Source organism: Streptomyces sp. NPDC030995, assembly GCF_055571215.1.
Genome location: NZ_JBVIFS010000002.1, coordinates 247,239 through 263,709 on the forward strand (window position 1 = coordinate 247,239; position 16,471 = coordinate 263,709).

General features: G+C 71.6%; 11 protein-coding genes. 5 read left to right on the forward strand and 6 right to left on the reverse strand.

The genetic code is table 11. The annotated features are described in order from the left end of the window. Positions 1-167: 167 nt before the first annotated feature. Positions 168-2,759 (reverse strand): aminopeptidase N, encoded by a 2,592-nt coding sequence (pepN, locus tag ACZ45T_RS04640; protein ID WP_468437454.1) that lies wholly within the window; start codon positions 2,757-2,759, stop codon positions 168-170. A gap of 139 nt (positions 2,760-2,898) precedes the next feature. Here pepN (ACZ45T_RS04640) and ACZ45T_RS04645 point away from each other — a divergent pair, with 139 nt between their 5' ends. Then, entirely contained in the window at positions 2,899-3,399 is a 501-nt protein-coding gene (locus tag ACZ45T_RS04645) for a DUF1203 domain-containing protein (protein WP_468437456.1), read from the forward strand. Positions 3,400-3,454: 55 nt separating this feature from the next. Here the strand turns inward: ACZ45T_RS04645 and ACZ45T_RS04650 are convergent, their stop codons facing one another. Beyond that, positions 3,455-4,486, reverse strand: coding sequence for an aspartate-semialdehyde dehydrogenase (locus ACZ45T_RS04650; protein WP_468437458.1), 1,032 nt, complete (start codon positions 4,484-4,486; stop codon positions 3,455-3,457). A gap of 275 nt (positions 4,487-4,761) precedes the next feature. Between ACZ45T_RS04650 and ACZ45T_RS04655 the strand changes: the two genes are divergently transcribed. Beyond that, positions 4,762-6,261 (forward strand): M28 family metallopeptidase, encoded by a 1,500-nt coding sequence (locus tag ACZ45T_RS04655; protein WP_468437460.1) that lies wholly within the window; start codon positions 4,762-4,764, stop codon positions 6,259-6,261. Between the two features lie 79 nt (positions 6,262-6,340). Here ACZ45T_RS04655 and ACZ45T_RS04660 read toward each other — a convergent pair whose 3' ends face one another. Further along, on the reverse strand, positions 6,341-9,664 hold the full coding sequence (locus tag ACZ45T_RS04660) for a S8 family serine peptidase (protein ID WP_468437462.1): 3,324 nt from the start codon (positions 9,662-9,664) through the stop codon (positions 6,341-6,343). Between the two features lie 272 nt (positions 9,665-9,936). Beyond that, positions 9,937-10,497 (reverse strand): CGNR zinc finger domain-containing protein, encoded by a 561-nt coding sequence (locus ACZ45T_RS04665; RefSeq protein ID WP_468437464.1) that lies wholly within the window; start codon positions 10,495-10,497, stop codon positions 9,937-9,939. Between the two features lie 122 nt (positions 10,498-10,619). Here ACZ45T_RS04665 and ACZ45T_RS04670 point away from each other — a divergent pair, with 122 nt between their 5' ends. After that, entirely contained in the window at positions 10,620-11,078 is a 459-nt protein-coding gene (locus ACZ45T_RS04670; protein WP_468437466.1) for a VOC family protein, read from the forward strand. After that, complete coding sequence (locus tag ACZ45T_RS04675) at positions 11,078-11,965, forward strand: pyridoxamine 5'-phosphate oxidase family protein (protein ID WP_468437468.1); 888 nt, start codon at positions 11,078-11,080, stop codon at positions 11,963-11,965. Before ACZ45T_RS04670 ends, ACZ45T_RS04675 begins: the two co-directional genes overlap by 1 nt. Here the strand turns inward: ACZ45T_RS04675 and ACZ45T_RS04680 are convergent. After that, on the reverse strand, positions 11,941-12,903 hold the full coding sequence (locus ACZ45T_RS04680; RefSeq protein ID WP_468437470.1) for a hypothetical protein: 963 nt from the start codon (positions 12,901-12,903) through the stop codon (positions 11,941-11,943). The two genes, ACZ45T_RS04675 and ACZ45T_RS04680, sit on opposite strands and share 25 nt — an antisense overlap. A gap of 245 nt (positions 12,904-13,148) precedes the next feature. Beyond that, positions 13,149-15,707 (reverse strand): aminopeptidase N, encoded by a 2,559-nt coding sequence (pepN, locus tag ACZ45T_RS04685; protein WP_468437472.1) that lies wholly within the window; start codon positions 15,705-15,707, stop codon positions 13,149-13,151. Positions 15,708-15,816: 109 nt separating this feature from the next. Here pepN (ACZ45T_RS04685) and ACZ45T_RS04690 point away from each other — a divergent pair, with 109 nt between their 5' ends. Next, positions 15,817-16,464 (forward strand): mycothiol-dependent nitroreductase Rv2466c family protein, encoded by a 648-nt coding sequence (locus ACZ45T_RS04690; RefSeq protein WP_468437474.1) that lies wholly within the window; start codon positions 15,817-15,819, stop codon positions 16,462-16,464. Positions 16,465-16,471 lie beyond the last annotated feature (7 nt).

The following is a 16,471-nucleotide window of genomic DNA, read 5'->3' on the forward strand; positions in this document are numbered from 1 at the left end:
CTCCCCTCTCCCCCCCCCCACCCCCCCCTCCCTCACTATATCCCACCACCACTCCCCCCTTTTTCTCCCCCCCCCTCCCCCCTCCTCCCCCCCCCCCCCCCCCCCCCCCCCCCCCGCACCCGCGGGACAGCACTGCTCCCGCGGGTGCGGGCAGAGCCCGGAGGCCCTTAGACCTGAGCGGCAGCGGCGGCGGCGTCGGCCGCCTGGGCGCGAAGTGCGCGCTCGACGCCCGCGCGGGACTCCGAGACCAGGCGGCGCAGGGCCGCGTTCGGCTCGGCCGAGGCCAGCCACGCGTCCGTCGCGGCCAGAGTGGCTTCGGAGACCTGGAGGGACGGGTACAGGCCCACCGCGATCTGCTGGGCGATCTCGTGGCTGCGGGTGTCCCAGACTTCCTTGACCGCCGAGAAGTACTTCTCGGTGTACGGGGCGAGCAGCTCGCGCTGGTCGGTCTGGACGAAGCCGCCGATCACCGCTTCCTGCACCGCGTTCGGCAGATCGGCGGACTCCACCACCGAGGCCCAGGCGGCGGCCTTGGCCTCCGCCGTCGGGCGCGCCGCCCGCGCGGTCGCCGCGTGGCGCTCGCCGGCCGCCGTGGCGTCCCGCTGCAGCTCCGCCGCGATGGCCGGCTCGTCGGCGACACCCGTCGCGGCGAGCCGCTCCAGGAACGTCCACCGCAGCTCGGTGTCGACGGCCAGGCCCTCGATCTCCGCCGCGCCGTCCAGGAGCGCCGACAGGTAGGTCAGCTGCCCCTCGGTGCGGGCCGTGGCCGCGAAGGCCCGCGCCCACGCCAGCTGGTGGTCGCTGCCCGGCTCGGCCGCACGCAGGTGTTCCAGCGTGGCTTCGGTCCAGGCCGCCAGGCCCTGCTCCCGCCACGCCGGGTCGGCGTACAGGTCGACGGCCAGCTTCACCTGCCGGTGCAGCGACTGGACGACGCCGATGTCGGACTCCTTGCCGATGCCCGAGAGGACCAGCGCGAGGTAGTCGCGGGTGGCGAGCTCGCCGTCACGCGTCATGTCCCAGGCCGAGGCCCAGCACAGCGCGCGCGGCAGGGACTCCGTGAAGTCGCCGATGTGCGCCGTGACGGTGGCCAGGGACTCCTCGTCCAGGCGGACCTTCGCGTACGACAGGTCGTCGTCGTTCAGCAGCACGACCGCCGGGCGGGTGCGGCCGACGAGCTCCGGCACGGTCGTCAGCGCGCCGTCGATGTCCAGCTCGATCCGGTCGGTGCGCACGAGGGCGCCGTCCTGGAGCTCGTACAGGCCGATCGCGATCCGGTGCGGCCGCAGCGTGGACTCGCCCTTGGCGCCGGCGGGCAGCGCGGGCGCCTCCTGGCGGACATCGAAGCCGGTGATCAGGCCGTCCGCGCCGATGGTGATCTCCGGGCGCAGGACGTTGATGCCGGCCGTCTCCAGCCACGCCTTCGACCAGGTGGTCAGGTCGCGGCCGGAGGTCTCCTCCAGGGCGCCCAGCAGGTCGGACAGGCGCGTGTTGCCGAACGCGTGCGCCTTGAAGTACGCCTGCACGCCCTTGAAGAAGGCGTCCATGCCGACGTAGGCGACGAGCTGCTTGAGCACCGAGGCGCCCTTGGCGTACGTGATCCCGTCGAAGTTGACCATGACGTCGTCGAGGTCACGGATGTCCGCCATGATCGGGTGCGTGGAGGGCAGCTGGTCCTGCCGGTACGCCCAGGTCTTCATGGAGTTGGCGAACGTGGTCCACGCGTGCGGCCACTTCGAGCCCTCGGCGTACGCCTGGCAGGCGATCGAGGTGTAGGTCGCGAAGGACTCGTTCAGCCACAGGTCGTTCCACCACTCCATGGTGACCAGGTCGCCGAACCACATGTGCGCGAGCTCGTGGAGGATCGTCTCGGCACGCACCTCGTACGCCGCGTCCGTCACCTTCGAGCGGAAGACGTACTGGTCGCGGATGGTGACGGCGCCCGCGTTCTCCATGGCGCCCGCGTTGAACTCCGGGACGAACAGCTGGTCGTACTTGGCGAAGGGGTAGTCGTAGGCGAACTTCTCCTGGAACCAGTCGAAGCCCTGCCGCGTGACGTCGAAGATCGCGTCCGCGTCGAGGAACTCGGCGAGCGAGGGCCGGCAGTAGATGCCGAGCGGCACGCTCTGCCCGTCCGGGCCCTCGTACGAGCTGTGCACCGCGTGGTACGGGCCGACGATCAGCGCCGTGATGTACGAGGAGATGCGCGGGGTCGGCTCGAAGCGCCAGACGTTGTCCTTGACGTCGGCGGCTTCAGGCGTCGGCGAGTTCGAGATGACCGTCCAGCCCTCGGGGGCCGTCACGGTGAACTGGAAGGTGGCCTTCAGGTCGGGCTGCTCGAAGCTGGCGAAGACCCGCCGCGCGTCCGGCACCTCGAACTGGGTGTAGAGGTAGGCCTGCTGGTCGACCGGGTCGACGAAGCGGTGCAGGCCCTCGCCGGTGTTGGTGTACGCGCAGTCCGCGACGACGCGGAGCTCGTTGGCCCCGGCCGCCAGGCCGGTCAGGGCGATCCGGGAGTCCCGGAAGACCGCCGCTGCGTCCAGCGACTTGCCGTTCAGGACGACCTCGTGGACCGCCGGGGCGACCAGGTCGATGAAGGTCTCGGCCCCGGCCTCGGCCGACTGGAAGCGCACGGTGGTCACGGAAGGGTAGCTCCCGCCCTCCTGCGCCCCGCTGAGATCGAGTTCGATCTCGTACGAGTCGACGGTGAGCAGCTTGGCCCGCTGCTGGGCCTCTTCACGGGTGAGATTCGTGCCTGGCACGCGGTCATCTCCTTTGATGGTGACGTTGCCCCGCCATCCTTCCATGGGGGGCGGGTCACCGCGTCGGAGTAATCCACGGGCGAACGCGACGTCGGAAACCCGCCGGACTTCGGCGGGCGGCGGCGGCACGCTGGCGGGCATGAGCATCAGGTACTGGGCGAGGCCCATCGAGGAGACGGCGCTGGGGGAGCTCCGGGTACGGGACGACGCGGGGCGGGAGTGCGTCCCGTACGCGGACGAGGAGGGCGGGGCGCCGCTGCGGTGCTGCCTGCGGCCCAGTACGGCCGGCGAGCGGATCGCGCTCGTCTCGTACGCGCCGCTGCGCCGCTGGGCGGCGCTGACCGGGGCCGACCCCGGCGCCTACGACGAGCAGGGGCCCGTCTTCGTCCACGCCGAGGCGTGCGCGGGGCCCGTGGCGGGCGGCGGTCACCCCTTCGCCCACGCCGGCGCGCGGCGCACCGCCCGGCGCTACGACGCCCGCGGGCACATCCTCGCCGGGCGGGTCCTGGACCTCGGCGAGGATCCCGACGGGGTGATCCAGCGGGCCCTCGACGAGGCCTTCGCCGACCCGGAGGTGGCCCTCGTACACCTCCGGGCCGCCGAGTACGGCTGCTTCCTGTTCGAGGTCCGCAGGCCCTGACACGACGGAGGGGGCGGGCGCCGTACGGCACCCGCCCCCTCCGTGTCCGCCGGGGTCAGCCCTGGCGCAGCTCCTCGGCCACGAGCTCGGCGATCTGGACCGCGTTCAGGGCCGCGCCCTTGCGCAGGTTGTCGTTCGAGAGGAACAGCGCGAGGCCGTTCTCCACCGTCTCGTCGGCGCGGATGCGGCCCACGTACGAGGCGTCCTTGCCGGCGGCCTGGAGGGGGGTCGGGATCTCCGAGAGCTCCACGCCCGGGGCGTCCTTGAGGAGCTCGTAGGCGCGCTCGACGCTGATCGGGCGGTCGAAGCGGGCGTTGATCTGGAGCGAGTGGCCGGAGAAGACCGGCACGCGCACGCAGGTGCCCGAGACCTTGAGCTCCGGGATCTCCAGGATCTTGCGGGACTCGTTGCGGAGCTTCTGCTCCTCGTCGGTCTCGAAGGAGCCGTCCTCGACGATCGAGCCCGCGAGCGGGACCACGTTGAAGGCGATGGGGCGCTTGTAGACGGCCGGCTCGGGGAAGTCCACCGCGCCGCCGTCGAAGGTCAGCTGGTCGGCGGCCTCGGAGACCGCGCAGGCCTGGGTGCGCAGCTCGGCGACACCGGCCAGGCCCGAGCCGGACACGGCCTGGTAGGTGGTGGCGATCAGCGCGGACAGGCCGGCCTCGTCGTGCAGCGGGCGCAGTACCGGCATCGCGGCCATGGTGGTGCAGTTCGGGTTCGCGATGATGCCCTTGGGGCGGTTCTTGATCGCGTGCGGGTTGACCTCGGAGACGACCAGGGGGACCTCGGGGTCCTTGCGCCAGGCGGAGGAGTTGTCGATCACGACGGCGCCCTGCGAGGCGACCTTCTCGGCCAGGGCCTTGGAGGTGGCGCCGCCCGCGGAGAAGAGCACGATGTCCAGGCCGGAGTAGTCGGCCGTGGAGGCGTCCTCGATGGTGATCTCCCGGCCCTCCCACGCGAGGGTGGACCCCGCGGAACGGGCCGAGGCGAACAGCCGCAGCTCGTCCACCGGGAACTTCCGCTCGGCGAGGATGCCGCGCATGACTCCGCCGACCTGTCCGGTGGCTCCGACGATTCCGACCCTCACGGTGACTCCCTTGGTACGTACGACGCGGGCGCGCGTGGAGCCATCATGCGTTCGACCCCACGCGGCTTGTCCAATCCATTGTCCGTAGTACGGACGATCTGGCGCACCGGACGGGTTCCCGGCGGCTCGGCGCCGGAATGTGACGGGGTGTGACAAATGTGTGGCGGGTGCGTTGCGCGGCCGCCCGATGTCCCGAATGTCCGGTCCGAACAGCTTACGGTCCGGACAGTCGCGTCCGATATCCGGACCGACGTCGAACAGGGGGAGGAACCACCATGTCCGACCACCGGAGCCGCCACCGCCGCCGGTCCATACCGGCGCTCGCCGCCCTCGCGGCCGCCGTCGTCGCCGCACCCGTCCTGCTGGCCGCCACTCCGGCCGCCGCCCACCCGCGCGAGGGCAAGCTCGCCAAGGAGCTGGTGGAGGAGGTCACCGCGCGCGGCGCCTACCGCCACCTGGCGAAGTTCCAGCAGATCGCCGACGCCAACGGCGGCAACCGCGCCGCCGGCACGCCCGGCCACGCGGCCTCCGCCGCCTACGTGCACGACACGCTGAAGAAGGCCGGGTACGAGGTCTCGTACCAGGACTTCGACATCCACGAGGCGCACACCAGGACGGAGAAGACCACCGTCCTCGGCGGCGCCGACGGCACGGGGAGCCGGGAGCTGGCCACCGCCGCCTTCACCTTCACCAAGTCCACCCCGGCCGGCGGCCTGACGGCGCCGCTCGCCCTGGCCCGGGTCGACGAGACCCCCGGCTGCACGGCCGACGACTACGCCGGCGGCGCCTTCACCGGGAAGATCGCCCTGGTCAAGCGCGGGGCCTGCACGTTCGTGGAGAAGCAGCGGGCCGCCGCGGCCGCCGGCGCGCTCGGGGTCATCGTCTACAATCACAGCGGCACCACCCCGGTGCGTGGCGGCTTCTCCTCACCCGCCGAGGGGCTCATCCCGAGCGCGGGCATCACCCTCGCCGACGGCGAGGCGCTGACCGCGGCCGCCGCCGGGGGCGAGGTGAAGGTGCGCCTGGACCTGGACCAGGAGCACGTGAAGAAGACCACCCGCAACGTGATCGCCGAGACCAAGGGCGGCCGCTCCGACCGGGTGGTGGCCGTCGGCGCCCATCTGGACTCGGTCCCCGAGGGGCCGGGCATCAACGACAACGGCTCCGGCTCGGCCGGCCTGCTGGAGGTGGCCCTGCGGCTCGCCGAGGAGACCCGCCACGGCAAGTCCAAGCAGCCCGCCAACAAGGTCCGCTTCGCCTGGTGGTCGGCGGAGGAACTGGGCCTGCTGGGCTCGGAGCACTACGTCGCGCAGCTCTCGGAGAAGCAGAAGAAGGACATCGCCCTCTACCTGAACTTCGACATGATCGCCTCGCCGAACCCGGTGCAGTTCGTCTACGACGGCGACGACTCCGACAAGACGGGCGCGGGCGCGGGCCCGGCGGGCTCGGCGCAGATCGAGGCGCTGATCAACGGCTTCCTCGACAAGAAGGGCAAGCCGCACGAGGGCAGTGATTTCGACGGCCGCTCGGACTACGGCCCCTTCATCGCGAACGGCATCCCGGCCGGCGGCACCTTCACCGGCGCCGAGGGCGTCAAGACCGCCGAGCAGGCCGCGCGGTACGGCGGCACGGCCGGCGCCCCGTACGACCCGAACTACCACGGGGCGGGGGACAACCTGAAGAACCTGGACCTCAAGGTCTTCGACACCAACCTGGACGTCATCGCCCACGCGGTCGGCACGTATGCCCAGGACCTGAGCTCGCTGAAGGGCTGAGGCAGCGCGAAGGGGCGGGCGCTCGATCCGAGCACCCGCCCCTCCGTCATGCGATCAGCAGGTCACGCCGTTGCGTGGGTTACGGCAGGACCTTCTCGATCTGCACGCTGCCGGTGCCGGCGGCGGTGCCGCGGGCGTTCAGCAGCTGGACCTGGCCGAAGAACTGCCGGCCCTCGGGGGCCGCGCTGCTGACCAGGACGTTCGCCGAGACCTGCGCGGTGGCGCCGGTGGCGAGGTTCACCGCGGCGGCCTCGTCGACCTGGACGGAGCCCAGGGCGGCCGAGAAGAACACGTCGCGGTAGTCGTAGGTGGTGGAACCGGACGGGACCGCGTAACCGATCACCTTGACGGTGTAGGTGCCCGCGGCCGGGTTCGCCAGGCTCACGGCCTCCTCGGAGTCGCCGTCGGCGGCGGAGCCGACCTTGACGCCGTCCTTGTAGATCTCGAGGTCGAGGTCGGCGCCGGTGTCGGACACCTTGCCGATCGCGACGTCGAGGCGCGAGGTGCCCGCGGGCACCGCGATCTCGGTGGTGTGGGTCTCACCGTTCGCGATGGTCGGCTTGGCGACCTTCGCGGAGCCGAGCGGACCGCCCAGGAGCTTGCCGCCGGAGATGGCCGCGCCGTCGTTCTTGACGCTCCACTGGACCGGGGCCGGGGTGCCCTGCTTGACCTCGGGCAGGACCTTGACCGCGGGGTCGAAGGCCGCGCCGAGCACGGAGACGTCCAGCTTGTACGGGTTGTCCAGGACCGGAGACGTACGACGCGCCTCGACCTCGATCTCCCAGACGCCCGGCGTCGGCTCGGGGTACGAGCGCACGTCGGGGCGGCAGGTGTTGGCCGGGTTGTCGTAGTTCGGGTAGCAGTTGGTCGTGGCCGTCGGGTCGAGCGGCGTCCCGTACGGGTGGATCGAGATGAAGCGGGTCTGGCTGCCCGCCGCGAGACCGCCGAGGGCGACCTCCAGGCTCTTCGCGCCCGGCGGGACGGTCACGAAGTACGACTTGTGGCTGTTGCGCTGCACGGAGGAGGTCTCCGACAGGGCGAAGGACGGCGAGGCCAGCGGGGCCGCCGCGACCACGGTCGTCAGGATCTGCTTGTCGATGCCCTCGGTGGTCTCGTCGTCCAGCTGCAGGATGCCGCTGTGGACGCCGCCCGACTTGGCGTTGGCCTCGACCTTGATGGTGACGGGCTTGTTCAGCGGCAGGGTGACGTAGTCGTAGCCGCCGAGGACCTTGAAGGTGCCGTCGTTGTTGCGCCAGCTCAGGTCGTGCCGGGTGCCGTACTTGACGCCCGTGGTGCGGGTGACGACGACGTTGTAGACCTTCTTCTGGCCGACCTTGAGGCCGCCCTCGCGGTCGTACAGGCCGGTGCCGAAGCCCGGGGTCTTGAGGAACTGGTCGATCGCGGTGTCGACCGGCGCCTTGACCGTGAACTCGTTGGCCTTGGCGTCGCGCTGGATGGACTCCCACGCGCCGGGGACGTTGATCAGACCCGCGCCCTGGGCGTGCGCCGGGACGTTGTCGATCTTCTTGGCGGTGCTGGTGAGCGCGACCCGCAGGGAGGCCGGCGTCAGCTTGATGTTCTGCTGCTTCGCGGCCGAGATCAGCAGGGCGCTGGCGCCCGCCGCCTGCGGCGAGGACATCGAGGTGCCCTGGAGCATGCCGTAACCGGCCGGCAGGTCGTAGCCCGCCTCCTTCACCGGCGCGCCGGGCAGCCAGGTCTGGATGGTGTTGATCGAGGCACCGGGGGCGGTGATGGTCGGCGTGAAGCCGCCGTCCTCACGCGGACCGCGCGAGGAGAACGGGAACATGTTGTACTTCGTCGCCACGCCGGAGCCGTAGTTGGCGGCCCAGGTCTCCTTGGAGACCGCCGCGCCCACGGAGATGACCTTGTCCGCGAGGGCGGGGTCGCCGATGGTGTTGACGCCCGGGCCCGAGTTGCCGGCCGAGATGACCAGCTGGACGCCGTAGGTGTCGATGAGGTTCTTGTACAGCTCCGAACGGGCGTTGTTGCCGTCGTTCAGCGCCGGGAGACCACCGATGGACATGTTGACGATGTCCACGCCGCGGTTGACGACGAGGTCGATCATGCCCTCGGTCAGCGCGATGTTGGTGCAGCCGCCGGACCAGGAGCAGGCGCGCGAGGAGACGAGCTTCGCGCCGGGCGCCTCGCCGTTCATCTTGCCGCCGAAGAGGCCGTTGGCGGAGGTGATGCCGGCGACGTGCGTGCCGTGCTCGGACTCGATGATGCCGACGTTGACGAAGTCGGCCTTCTTGCCGACCCAGTCACCGCCCAGCGGGTCCATCGGGACGTCCTTGCGGATCTCGATCACGAACGGGATGCGCTCGGCGACGTCGGTCGCCGGGTTGTCCGTGCCGAAGTAGCCGACCTGGTAGCCGTCCTTGTACGGCTTCATCGGCTCGTTGTTCGTGAAGTCGTTGTCCTGGTCGGTGTCGACGCGGACGGTGCCGGCGGCGACGTCGTAGAGCAGGCCGAACCGGTCGGTGGTGTCCCCGTCCCGGTTGACGTCGCCCTTCATGTCACCGGTGGCGGTGATCGACTCGGTGAAGCGGCTCCACTGGAAGGTGCCCTCGGGGGCCTTCCAGCTCGCACCGCCCGCGGTGAAGGTGCCGCCGGCGGAGGTGACCGGCGTGATCTGGGCGCGCCAGGTGGCGTCCGCGTCGGCGATCGGGTCCGTGGCCGTGACCCAGTCGACGATCTTGCGCTCGCCGGTGGTGGTCTTCTGCAGGGCCGGGTGGCCGAGGTCGACACCCGAGTCCATGATGCCGATGGTGACGCCGCGGCCGTCGGCCTGCGGGTTCTTCTCGACGAAGTCCACCGCGCCGGTCTCGAAGGACGGGTTGTACGGGTTCTTCGCCGGGGTGTTCTTGTCCGGCGCCGGGTACGTCTCGGCCGCGGTCCGCTTGACCGTGCCGGCATCGCGGCCGGCGTCGGGGCGCGGGTCCGGCAGCTGGATCTCGTGCCGCAGGTCGATGCCGTGCACCGAGGACAGCTTGGCGGCCGCCTTCAGCGCGGCCTCCGCCTGGCCGGTGGGCAGGGTGGCGCGCACGTAACCGAGCTTGTCGTACGTCTGGCCCACCGAGGCGCCGGGGACGGCGTCGAGCTGGTCGGCCACCTGCTTGGTCTGGCCGGGGGCGGTCGCGACCATGACGGTGACGTTCGCGTCACCCTTGGCCTTGGCCTCCTGGAGCAGCTCGGCGTCGGCCGAACCGAGCTTCTGGTCCGCGGACTTGACCGCCGGGCTGGTGCCCGGCGTGTCGGTGCCGGTCGCGGCGAAGACGGGCGCGGCGCCGGTGGCCGCGAGGGCGGCGACCAGGCCGGCCGCGGCCGCGACGCGCGCGACGCGTCTGGCCCCGGGTATGGAGCTGGGGGATTCGAGGGTCATCAGCATCCCTGGTAAGTGAAAGATACGGTCCGGATTTCGGTGCCGGATGACCGGTCAGCTTTGCGCAACGGACCGTCTCTTGGCGAGGGATGTCATTGACCGAGACCTGCCATGGCGGACACCCGCCAGCGGGAGGTATGTGCCAGCGCGGCCGTATCGGTGCACAGTGGTGCGAACCACCGGTCTGAAGAGTGGCTTTGTCGACTTGGTAGCCGTGCGTCAGGACCGGGGCGCGGTCGCGCACCGGTCCGGGTGTGACGGATTTCGAGTGATCAGCGCACGCGCGTGCGCGCGTAGTGGCGCGAGGCCTTCGCCCGGTTTCCGCAGGCGGCCATCGAACACCAGCGCCGGGTGCCGTTGCGCGAGACGTCGAAGAAGCGCAGGACGCAGGTCTCGGAAGCGCACTTGCGGATCCGGTCGGGCGCGGCGGCGAGCAGTTCCAGGTAGTCCCGGGCGGCCGTCCAGGCCGGGCCCCAGGTCGGATCGTCGAACTCGGCGCGCTCGCCCGGGCCTTCGGCGGTCAGGGTCGCGCGGATGCGGCCGTGTTCCAGGACGGCGTCGACCAGGGCGCGGCCGCTCTCGCCGGCGGGGTCCGCGACCGCGCGCGCCAGCGCCTCGCGTGCGGTCATCAGGTGGACGAGGGTCGCGGCGTCGGCGCGGAAGCGGCCGGCCAGGCCGGTGCTCTCCAGCCAGACCGCGAGCCCCTGCACCCGGGTCAGCCCCGCCGCCCCGGCGAAGAGGTCCAGCGGTTCGCCGTCCACGACCCAGCGGGTGTTGAGCAGGTCGAGGGCGACCGGCTCCCCGGTCAGGGGTCGTGGGTCCGCCGCCGTCATGTCCGCCTCCTCGCGCCGCTAACCCCTTAAGGGTACGTGAGCGGTTGACGCCCTCACGTCTAACCTTTAATCTCGATTTAGAAGGTTAGAAATACGAGAACCCTCCGGGGAAGGAACCCGTCATGACGACTGCCATCAGCAAGCTCCGCACCGGGCACGTGGGCCTCAACGTCACCGATCTGGAGCGCTCGCTCGCCTTCTACCGCGACGCCCTCGACTTCCAGGTGCTGGGGGAGGGCAAGGACGAGGACCGCCGCTTCGCCTTCCTCGGCCAGGACGGCGAGCTCGTCCTCACCCTGTGGCAGCAGGCCGACGGCGCGTACGTCCCGGCCGCGGCCGGACTGCACCACCTGGCGCTCTCCGCCGGCGCCATCGAGGAGGTACGGGAGTACGAGGCGCGGCTGCGCGACCTCGGGGTGGAATTCGCCTACGAGGGCGTCGTCGCCCACGGCGAGGGAGCGGCCTCGGGCGGCATCTTCTTCCACGACCCCGACGGGACGCGCCTGGAGATCTCCGTCCCCACCGGCGCCGAGGGTGCGCCCGCGCCCACCGAATCCGCTCCGACCTGCGGCTTCTTCTAATGTCCGGGGCCTACCACTGGGGCTCGCTGGCCGTGCAGGAGCGGGTCGGCGTACGCGAGGCCGCCGAGCACGTCGGCCGCTCGATCGGCACGGGCATCAAGGACGTCGCCGCGGCCTTCCTGGGGCTCCAGCCCCACCTGGTCGTCGGCGCCGCCGACGGTACGGGGCGGATGTGGGCCTCGCTGCTCACCGGCGCGCCCGGTTTCGTGCGGGCCACCGGGCCGGACCGGATCGCGGTCGCCGGCGGTCTACCGGCGAGCGACCCGCTCGCCGGGGCACTGGCCACGGCCGGGACCCGCGTCGGCACCATCGCGCTCGACCCGCGCACCCGGCGCCGGATGCGGCTGAACGGAACCCTGGAGGTGACCGGTCGCGGATTCGCGGTCCGGGCCGAGCAGGTGTTCGCCAACTGTCCGAAGTACCTCCAGAAGCGGCAGCCGCTGGAGCTGGTCGCGGAAGGAGCCGGTGTCGTGCGGCGCGGGGACGTGCTCACCCCCGGCCAGGAGCGGGCCGTCCGCGCCGCCGACACCTTCTTCGTCGCCACCACGGCGGACGGGGACGGGGTCGACGCCAGTCATCGGGGCGGGCTGCCGGGCTTCGTGGAGGTGCTCTCGCCGGTGGAGCTGACCTGGCCGGACTACGCGGGCAACGCCATGTTCCTGACCATGGGGAATCTGACGGCCGATCCGCGGGCCGGGCTGCTCTTCCCGGACTGGGAGAGCGGAGCGGTACTCCAGCTCAGCGGCCGGGCCCGGCCGGAATTCGGGGCCGACGGAAGCCGAAGCATCCGCTTCCGGGTGGAGTCGGTGGTGGAGAGTCTGCATCCGGGGCGGCTGCTCTGGAGCACCCCGGAATACTCGCCTCACCTGGGGAGCACCACCAGATAGGCGGCGGGCTCGCGCTCGCCGGAAGCCGTCAGGGCGGTCCGGACGACCGCGGCCTGCTGCTCGGGCCAGTCGCGGAGCTTGCGCGGGGTGATGTGGATGACGGTCACCCCGAGCCGCTCCAGCGTCTCCCGCTTGCGCACGCACTCGGACCAGTCGTCGTCCTCGCCCTGGCGCGGGGCGCGGGTGTCGATCTCCACGGCCACGGCGTGCTCGGGCCAGTACGCGTCGACCCCGCCGAGGTGCGGGCCGCCGGGCAGCCGCAGGTCCACGTTCCAGACCGGCTCGGGGAGGTCGTAGCCCCGTACGAGGTGGTACAGCCGGTCCTCGGCGATGGCCCGGCCCTCCGCGAGGAGCGACTCGACGGCATCGACCACGTGCGGCCGGTTTAGCAGCCGGGCCACCGTCAGCTCCCGTACGACGGCGGCCGGTTCGCAGTGCCCGCTGCGGACGGCCTCGCTGAGCAGGCGGCGTACGGTGCCGGCGTCCTCCAGCTGGGCGACGGCGTCCGCGACGGCCCGCGCGACGGGCGCCACCGGCAGCCCGGTGACCTCCTGCGGCCGGGGCGGGGTGTGCGAGCGCACGATCCGCACGTCCCCGGTGGACCGCAGCCGCCGGGTGCCGGGCACCAGCACGTCGATGTGCGAGAGCGCGAGCAGCGCCGGCGCTGAGGTGAACCGGTACAGGGCGAGCGCCGCCAGCCCGGTGATCATGGCCTCCCCGCTGCTGCGCCGCCCCGCGTACAGCAGTGCGGCGTGCAGCCGCTCCTCGCTGGTCGCGGGCCCGGAGTGGAGCAGGAACACTCCCGGCAGGATCTGCTGCCAGGGCCGCCCGGCGGCGTCGGAGGCGGTGACGCCGTGCTCGCGCAGCTGGGCGAGGCTCAGCACGCGGGGGCGGCTGCCGGTGAGGTGGGCGAGGGGGAGGGGTGTGTTGTGGTTCATGACACGGTGATTCCCTCAGGCCATGGCCTTGCTAACCCCTGTTACACGCCCGTCGACAAATCCGGACAAGCCGGGGCTAAAGTACGGGCGTTCGACTGCCGATGGGGGGCGCGGGTGCGGCGTCACCACCTGGGGCTCCGCCCCAGACCCCGCGCCTCAAACGCCGGCGAGGCTGAACATTCAGCCCCGCCGGCGTTTGAGGCGCGGGGGTTCGGGGGCAGAGCCCCCGACAACGGCGCCGCGGGCTAGTTACCGGCCGTCGCGTCGCACCGCTGCGCGGCAAGGGCCCGGGCCAGGTCGTCCCGGGACTCCAGCACCAGGCGGCGCAGGGCCGGCGGAGCCGAAGCGTGGGACGACAGCCACGCGTCCGTCGCCGCGACCGTGGACTCCGGGTCCTGCAGCGAGGGGTACAGGCCCTTCACCACGTCGATGCCGATCTGGATCGACCGCTCCGCCCACACCCGCTCGATGACCTCGAAGTAGCGCCCCGCGTAAGCCGCCAGCAGGTCCCGCTGCGAAGACCGCTGCATGCCCGCGATCGTCGCCTCCACCAGCGCGTTGGACAGCGCGTCCGACTCGACCACCGCCGCCCAGGCCTGGTCCTTCACCGCCTGCGACGGCCGCGCCGCCAGGCACCGCACCTGGTGCCGCTTGCCCGACGCCGTGTCGTCCCGCGCCAGTTCGGCGGTGAGCACGCCCTCGTCCACCGCGCCGTGCGCGGCCAGCGGCAGCAGGAAGTCCCAGCGCAGTTCCTGGTCCACCTCCAGGCCGTCGATCCGCGCCGACCCCTCCAGCAGCCCCAGCAGCAGCTGGAAGTCGCCTTCCGTCGCCGCGCTCGCCGCGAAGAAACGCGCCCAGGTCAGCTGGTGCTCCGACCCCGGCTCGGCCAGCCGCAGCTCGTGCAGCGCGCCCGCCGCCAGCTCGCGGCCGCCCTGCTCGCGCCAGTCGGGCGCCGAGTAGTGGGTGACCGAGGTCAGGGCCTGGGAGTGCAGCATCTGCAGGACGCCGACGTCCGTCTCCCGGCCCGCGTGCGCCAGGACCAGCGAGACGAAGTCACGCGCCGGCATGAGGCCGTCCCGCGTCAGGTTCCACAGCGCCGACCAGCACAGGGCCCGGGCGAGGGGGTCCGTCACGTTGCCCAGGTGGGCCCGCAGCGTGGCCAGCGAGCCCTCGTCGAAGCGGATCTTGCAGTACGTGAGGTCCTCGTCGTTGACCAGGACCAGGTCGGGCCGTTCCAGCCCGGCCAGCTCGGCGACCGCGGTCCTGGCCCCGGCCACGTCCGCCTCGGCCCGCGCGTACCGGTCCAGCGAGCCCTCGGCCGACAGCCGGTACAGGCCCACGGCCACCCGGTGCGGCCGCAGCTCCTCGCCCTCCTGCGCCACCGCGAGCTCGGTGATCAGCCCGCCCGCGTCGTACGTCACCACCGGCGTCAGCGCGTTCACGCCCGCCGTCTGGAGCCACGCCCGCGACCACTCGCTCATGTCCCGCCCGGAGACCTCGGCGAGCACCGACAGCAGGTCGTCCAGCGTGGTGTTCCCGTACGCGTTCGCCTTGAAGTAGCGCCGCGCGCCCTCCAGGAACGCCTCCCGTCCCACGTAGGCGACGAGCTGCTTCAGCACGGCCGCGCCCTTGGCGTAGGTGATCCCGTCGAAGTTCAGCTTCGCGTCCTCCAGGTCACGGATGTCGGCCGTGATCGGGTGCGTGGAGGGCAGCTGGTCGGCCCGGTAGGCCCAGGCCTTGCGGTTGTTGGCGAAGCTGACCCACGCCTGGTCGAAGCGGGTGGCCTCCACCAGACCGAAGGAGCCCATGAAGTCCGCGAAGGACTCCTTCAGCCACAGGTCGTCCCACCACTTCATGGTGACCAGGTCGCCGAACCACATGTGCGCCATCTCGTGCAGGATGACGTTCGCGCGCCGCTCGTAGGAGGCCTGCGTGACCTTCCCGCGGAAGATGTACTCCTCCCGGAAGGTCACCATCCCCGGGTTCTCCATCGCGCCCAGGTTGTACTCCGGCACGAAGGCCTGGTCGTACTTCCCGAAGGGGTAGGGGTAGTCGAAGATCTCGTGGAAGAGGTCGAAGCCCTGCTTGGTGATCAGGAAGACGTCGTCCGAGTCGAAGTGCTTCGCGAGCCCCTTGCGGCACATCGCGCCCAGCGGGATCGTCAGGTCCCCGCGCGTGTAGGTGTCCGTCACGTAGTGGTACGGGCCCGCCACCACGCACGTGATGTACGTGGAGATCGGCGCGGTCTCGGCGAACCGCCAGACGCCGGCCTCGCGCGACTCCTCCGCGCCGTTGCTCCACACCTGCCAGCCCTCGGGAGCGGCCACCTCGAAGCGGTAGGGCGCCTTCAGGTCCGGCTGCTCGAAGTTCGCGTAGACCCGCCGCGCGTCGGCCGGCTCGTACTGGGTGTAGAGGTAGACCTCGCCGTCCTCCGGGTCGACGAAGCGGTGCATGCCCTCGCCGGTCCGGCTGTAGGCGCAGTTCGCGTCCACCACCAGGAGGTTCTCGGAGGCCAGGCCGTCCAGGGCGATCCGCGCCCCGTCGAAGACGGCCGCCACGTCCAGCTCGCGCCCGTTCAGGGTCACGGCGTTCACCGAGGGGGCGATCAGGTCCGCGAAGGTGGCGCTGCCGGGGGCCGCGGCCCGGAAGCGGATCGTCGTCACCGAGCGGAAGGTCCGGGGGCCTTCGGCCGGTTCGGCCTCGTCCACTGCCGACCTGAGGTCGAGGACCACCTCGTACCCGTCGACGGACAGCAGTTCGGCCCGCTCACGGGCCTCGTCGCGGGACAGATTCTCTCCGGGCACGTGCACTCCTTCGTGCGTGATCGCGTTCTTGTGTCGAATCCTCGCACGGGGGAATGCGCGGGGGTCCGTCCTCGTTGGCGACGGAGAACGTGACCGACTGAGGAGAGACATGACCGAGACCCGAGCGCACGAGAAGACCCCGGTCGACTTCTGGTTCGACCCGCTGTGCCCTTGGGCCTGGATGACCTCCCGCTGGATGCTCGAAGTCGAGAAGGTCCGCGACGTGGAGGTCCGCTGGCACGTGATGAGCCTGGCCGTCCTCAACGAGGACAAGCTCGACCAGCTTTCCGAGGTCTACCGCGAGACCCTCGAAACCAAGGGCTGGGCGCCGGTGCGCGTGGTCATAGCCGCCCAGCAGAAGTGCGGTGAGGAGATCACCGGCGCGCTCTACACGGCGCTCGGCACCCGTATCCACAACGAGGGCAGGGGCGCGACCCGCGAGGTGATCGCGGAGGCGCTGGCCGAGGTCGGCCTGCCGGCCGAGCTGCTCGCGTACGCCGACTCGGACGAGTACGACTGGGTGCTGCGGGCCTCCCACAGCGACGGCATCGACCGGGTCGGCCAGGAGGTCGGCACTCCGGTGATCTCGGTGCCCGGCGCCGACGGCGAGGACGTGGCCTTCTTCGGCCCGGTCGTCACCCCGGCCCCGCGCGGTGAGGCCGCCGCCCGCCTGTGGGACGGCACGCTGCTCGTCGCCTCCACCCCGGGCTTCTTCGAGATCAAGCGCACCCGCACCAAGGGCCCCTCCTTCGAGTAGCCCGTGG